Annotated in this window: 7 protein-coding genes; all 7 read right to left on the reverse strand. The window is 67.3% G+C overall.

What is annotated here, in order from left to right; translation table 11 throughout:
* Positions 1–152 precede the first annotated feature (152 nt).
* Positions 153–425, reverse strand: coding sequence for a hypothetical protein (locus tag ACFWPJ_RS23180; protein ID WP_378854486.1), 273 nt, complete (start codon positions 423–425; stop codon positions 153–155).
* A 523-nt stretch (positions 426–948) separates the two neighbouring features.
* Positions 949–1,290 (reverse strand): hypothetical protein, encoded by a 342-nt coding sequence (locus ACFWPJ_RS23185; RefSeq protein WP_378854487.1) that lies wholly within the window; start codon positions 1,288–1,290, stop codon positions 949–951.
* Positions 1,291–1,575: 285 nt separating this feature from the next.
* A complete protein-coding gene (locus ACFWPJ_RS23190) occupies positions 1,576–1,737 on the reverse strand; it encodes a helix-turn-helix domain-containing protein (protein WP_378854488.1) in 162 nt (53 codons plus the stop codon).
* Between the two features lie 70 nt (positions 1,738–1,807).
* Positions 1,808–2,497 carry a HepT-like ribonuclease domain-containing protein gene (locus ACFWPJ_RS23195; protein WP_378854489.1) on the reverse strand — a complete coding sequence of 230 codons (690 nt, stop codon included), beginning with the start codon at positions 2,495–2,497 and terminating at the stop codon, positions 1,808–1,810.
* A gap of 100 nt (positions 2,498–2,597) precedes the next feature.
* Positions 2,598–3,401 carry a hypothetical protein gene (locus tag ACFWPJ_RS23200; RefSeq protein WP_378854490.1) on the reverse strand — a complete coding sequence of 268 codons (804 nt, stop codon included), beginning with the start codon at positions 3,399–3,401 and terminating at the stop codon, positions 2,598–2,600.
* A gap of 243 nt (positions 3,402–3,644) precedes the next feature.
* Positions 3,645–4,664 carry a lipase family protein gene (locus tag ACFWPJ_RS23205; protein ID WP_378854491.1) on the reverse strand — a complete coding sequence of 340 codons (1,020 nt, stop codon included), beginning with the start codon at positions 4,662–4,664 and terminating at the stop codon, positions 3,645–3,647.
* A partial coding sequence (locus tag ACFWPJ_RS23210; protein WP_378854492.1) for a glycosyltransferase occupies positions 4,664–5,546 on the reverse strand: 883 nt, incomplete at its 5' end. The genes ACFWPJ_RS23205 and ACFWPJ_RS23210, both read right to left, overlap by 1 nt.

Raw genomic sequence — 5,546 nt, forward strand, 5'->3', positions numbered from 1 at the left:
CTCTCGGCCGCCGCCCCCGCCCCCACCCCACACACCCACCCACCCCGACTCCCCCCCCCCCCCCCCCGCCCTCCCCCCCCCCCCCCCCCGACCGAGTGAACCCGCCATGCCAGGTGGCACTCACCGCGGCGGTTTCGCACGCGTGTAACCGATTACGGGGTCGGCAGCGGCTTGGTCTCGCCCGAGCCGGTGCTCAACAGGTTGGCCAGGCCGGTGACCAGGTTGGCCGAGCCGGAAACGGGCTCGTCGGCAACGGTGGTCGGCAGCGGCTTGGTCTCACCGGAACCGGTGGTCAGCAGGTTGCTCAGGCCGGTAACCAGGTTGGCCGAGCCCGAAACGGGCTCATCGGCCGAGGCGACGCCCGTGCCACCGAAGACGATGCCGGCCGCGATGGCGACAATGCCGAGGGTACGCATCTTGCGCATTGATAATCTCCTGAAGTTCTGTCACCGAACCGGAAATCGGCTGGCGCGAATATGTTTAGCAGACCAGATGTTCGGGTACATACGTGCCTATGAACATAAGTGAAACGTGCGGCGTCTAATTACCCTCGCCCACTTTCACCGACCAGCGAATATTCCGCCGGCAGTAGACCTGCGTCACACCTGGAAATTTCGCGCATAACAATCGCCGTGCGGAAACTATCGCCGGAATCCGTCCCGAGCACTATCGGCCAGATTTCCCCCACACGCAGCAACGGCGCCCGCCGAGTAATCGACGGGCGCCGGTGAAGACCGACTCAGGCCAGCAGCAGGCTGCCCGAGGCCGAGGACATCAGGCTCAGGAAGTTGACGATGTCCAGCAGTTCGGTTGCGGAACCGGTATCGGCGATGATGGCGTTGTTCACATTCTCTCCTTCAGACGTATCACCGAATTTATATCACGAGAGAATTACTAAAGCCGCGCCTGAAGTGAACGGCAAGAAAACTCAGCGCCCGCGCATCCGTACTACTCGGCCGGAGCCTCACCCGAGCCGCTGCTCAGCAGCTCCAGCAGCCCAGCCAGATCCAGACCTTCGGCCGAACTGGCCGGCTCCTCAGCGACTGCTTCGGCTTCACCCGAGCCACTGGACAGCAGCTCGAGCAGCGCGGCCAGATCCAGACCCTCGAGCGAACCGGCGGGCTCCTCGGCGACCGCCTCGGTCTCCGCCGTGCCCGTGGTCAGCCCGGACAGGAGCGCATCGGCCGAGCCGGTGGTCGGCTCCTCCGCGGCCGCCGCGACTCCCGCGCCCAGCATCGCGATGCTCGCCGCCGCTGCCACAGCCGCCCCGAAGACACGAATCTTGCTCATTGTGAACCCCTCATCTTTCAGATTTTCGGCGAAGTACGTTCCGCCCATACGAGATGTCTAACAGCGGCCGGACGACCCCCGGGAGACCGATGAAATGGGGGCAAGACAGCCGAAACCGAGCCGACACGCTCAGCCGCCGTCGCCCGACCAGCGTCGATACGACATGTCGACCACCCGGCAACGACTTACGAGCCCAGCCACCCCCGACCGTTCGCCGAATTCCGGACCTACCGGCCCGAACCGTCGATACAGTTCACAGCACTTCTGTGCCTATCACACGAGACGTCATCCGCCGATCCGAAACCTGTTGCGGTACTCCGTCGGAGTCGTATCCAGCCGTCGCCGAAACGCCCGCGTCAATGTGTCGACAGTATTGAAACCACAAGCGGCAGCGACACGTTGGAGTGTTTCGTCCGTCGTTTCCAGCCGATGCGGAGCCACTTCCACCCGCGCGTCAGATACATCACCAACTGCCGCGGCTCGTCCCCTTAGTCCCGACGCCTACTGACCTGAGCGCCTAGCCTTCGGCAGATTCAAGTTGGGCAAGAATCTCGCGGACAGCTGCGGTTTCGCTGGGCAGCCGGTTCGCGAGGAGGTTCCAGAGGATGTTGTGGTCGACGGCGTCATAATTGTGCGGGACCAGATTCCTCGTCGCCTTGACCCCGCGCCACGAAACCTCGGGATGCGCGACGATGAATTCCTCGGGCAGCCGGGCCACCGATTCGCCCAATCGGTGCAGCACCGCCTCGGCCGCCAGCCTGGTGATCTCGTCGGAGTCGTAAGCGGACTTGCCGCCGCTGACGATTCTGGCCGCCATCTCGCTGAAGGCGAGGAAGTCTCGCAGGCTCCTGGCTGTGCGTTCGCCGGCGTCCCGGCCGCTCACAGCGGCTTGGCCTCGTCCCGGATCGGGTGCGGCCCCGCGGGAGGGGCGCGGCTTGGCCGCGTCCCGCAGCCGACTCAACATCGTCGGCGAAGGCCGCCGTGTCCCACTCTCATAGGCGGCGATGTTGGACTGAGCGACACCGGACCGCTGCGCCAGCCCAGCCTGGGTCAGGCCAGTGGCGCGGCGCAGGTCACGCACGGCCGTTCGGGAGTTGCTGGACCACCGAAAGCGCGCCCCGGGGGTGGGGACGGTCAGGAACCGGAACCGGCGATCAACAGGTGCAACAACCCGCTCGAACCGGTCAGCAATTTCACCAGCACCCAAGTGGGCCACTCCAGCCCGCCCGAACTCGTCACCAAAACCCCTTGTTACCCAACCTCACAAAACACTCGCACCGACATCCTACGGCCGCCCCGTAAGGTCGCTACGCCGCCCAGATCGCGGTGAGAGCGGCAGGCTCTCGACCCGCATCGAACTCGTAGAGCTGCCAGCACGCCGAGGTGCCCGACCAGGCGGCGATGCGCGGGTCGGTGATCACGCGCCGACCACCGTCGGACAGCGCGACGGTGGCGGTGTCCCCGTCGCGGCGGACTTCGAACGAGAGTGGGGTTCCGGCGGGCCCGCCGGCATGGGGCTCGGTGGCGAGGACGACGCTGTGTCCCGCGGCCGCATCCCACACCGTCAGTTGCCAATGGGTGTTGTCGATGATGAATTGAACACCGGCATTGGGCATCCCCTGCCGACCAACCAGCGAGTCGACCAGCGAGTTCTCCCACATCGTCAGGGCGACCGATCCCCCGCCCTCGACGAAGCTCACGGTCACACCGAGCCGCTGCACGGGCGCGTCCAGAATCGACTCCACGTAGCCGGCGGAGTTGTCGGCGGTAGAGCGCGCATGGACCAGCTGCCCAGCTTCGACGACCGGCATGGCGTCCTTGGTGATCGCGGCCGCACGGAACGTGCGCCCGCCGATCTGTACGGGCAGCGGGCCGTCGGGCAACGCGGCGAAGTCGACCGTCAGCGGCGCGCCGTGATCGCTCGGCACCGGGCCGAGTCCCCGGGAGTGGCCGCCGTCTGCCGCGGGCTGAATGCCCGCGGCTATTCGGCGGTCGGTGGACTGCACACCGAAGATCACAGCCGCCACCGTCAGCGCGGCCGCCAGGACGAGGGCTATGCGGATCAGCACGTATTGCGTGCCGGTTTCCCGGCCAGGCGATCCAGCAACCACGCGCCGATCTGCGGGCCTGCCACGAGAGTGCCGTGCCCTTCGTCTGGGCGCACGATGAATTCGATTGTGCCGCCGATCCGGCATCCGGTCCGGACTGCCTGACGTACCCATGAGACATTCACCTTCTGATCCTCCGCACCGGTAATGACCAACATGGGCCCGGATGCCCGGCGCTGTGGCAGTGCGATCGATGCGAAGGCCTGCTTCAACCGGGTCGCGGCCGCATCCGAAACCGGTTCGGTGTCACGTGCTGTGAGCGACGCCGGGACCACCGCCCCCCCGGGGGGGGGGGGGGGCGGGAGACCCCCCCCCCACAACACACCCCCCCCCCCGGACCCCCCCCGCGACGTTTACCCGTCGTGTCAGCGACTCGAGCACCTGCTCGCGCTGGTCGGCGTGCGGTCCGGTACACGCCGACCACATCGACTCGCCGCGCTCGAGTGCCCCGTGCAGGTAATCGCGCACGTCCAGTTCGGGCCGGTAGTTGGACAGTCCGGCCAACACCATCGGCAGCCACATCTGCTGCTCGTGCGACAACCAACCCGACTGCGCCAGGGCGACCATGCCGGTGAGGTCGGTCATCGGTGCACTAGATGCCGAGCCACGGAAGTCCAGCCCGTCGCCGTATGTTGCGGCGTACTCATTCGCCGCCCAGGCCGCGTGGCCGCCTTCGGAGGCCCCGACCGCATACCAGATCGCGGAGGCTTCGTGCACCAACGCTCTGGCCGCACGCACGGCATCGATCATGTTATACGCGGCGGTTTTCGGTTCCAGATACGCGGTGGCACCGCCGCCGGCACCCCACCCCTGAAAGTCGGTCATCGCCACCACGAATCCCAGCTGCAGCAGCGAGGCAACGGCGAGGTCGTATCCGAGCAGATCCGTGTGTTCGGAGGTACCGCAGCTCGGATCGAGCCCGGTTGCGCCGTGCCCGTAACTCAGTACGGGCCAGCCACCGGCGGGGGCTTCACCGTTCGGGACGAACACGACACCGGAGACGTCCCGGGCGGAGCCGTCCACACCGGACACGCTGCGGTAGGTGACCGTCCAGCCGCGGTCGGCGTCGGCGTCGAGTGCCGCGCTCCACTCACGGATCGGCGTTGCGGTGACAATGCCGCCGCGCTCACGCAGTACTTCACCGGAGACCTGTGGGGGCACAGCGTCCACGAACTCCGTCGCCAGGCTGTCGGTGGCGGCTGTCGGGGTGCATCCGGCTTGCAGCACCGCGGCTGCGCACACGACAACCGCAGCGAGAATTCGCATCATGGCCGACTTTCCACCTGATCGGCACGCACCGCACAGGCTCGGCGATAGACCTGCTCGAGCCGTTCGGCCACACCGGTCATCGACAGCTGCCCGCGGGCCAACCGCGCACCCGACTCGCCCATCTCACGCCGAAGCTGGGGTTGCTGCAGCAACTCTCGCGTCGCCGCGGTGAGCGAGTCCAGATCGTCCGAGCGCACCACGATGCCGCAACGGTGCTCTTCGATCAGCGGAGCAAGCCCACAGGTATCGGTGACGACAACCGGCAAGCCGAGCGCCATCGCCTCGAGCACGCTCATCGGGTACGGCTCATCGACCGAAGCCAGCACATACACGCTCGCCCGGGCCGTGCGTGCGGCCGTCTGCTGCGGTGCCAGCGCACCCTCCCAGCGCACCGGTGCCCCCGTGGTTTCGATGAGCTGCTCGACCGCACCGGCCGAGCCCTCGTCGGGGCCCACCATCCGAAACCGGGCCGCGATGCCCTCCTCGTGCAGACGTGCGGCCATGCGCACGAACAGCTCCGGCCGCTTCCGCGGGTGCAACCGCGCCAGGTAGAGCACCTCGGGTACGTCGTCCGGTCCGGCATCGGGCCGATCCACGAGGGGGATCGGAACACCGTTGTGCAGTTCCCGCAACGGTAGCTGCCGACCGGCCACGGCCGTGAGGTCGGCTGCCTCCCGCGCGGTCAGGTGCAGCACCGCCGCGGCCGCACGCAGGGTCGGGACCGTCCAGAAGCGGTCGAGTGGCCGGGCGAGGAGCTTGTCGCTCGGGTCGATCATGCCGTGTGTCTGAACGACCAACGGCACACCCGCCGCGAGCACGATGCGCGCGGCAGGCAGGGTGACGAGGTCACGTGCCAGATGTACATGCACCACATCGAAC

Origin of the sequence: Nocardia sp. NPDC058497, from assembly GCF_042720195.1 — a bacterium.
In the GTDB taxonomy this organism is placed as follows: Bacteria; Actinomycetota; Actinomycetes; order Mycobacteriales; family Mycobacteriaceae; genus Nocardia.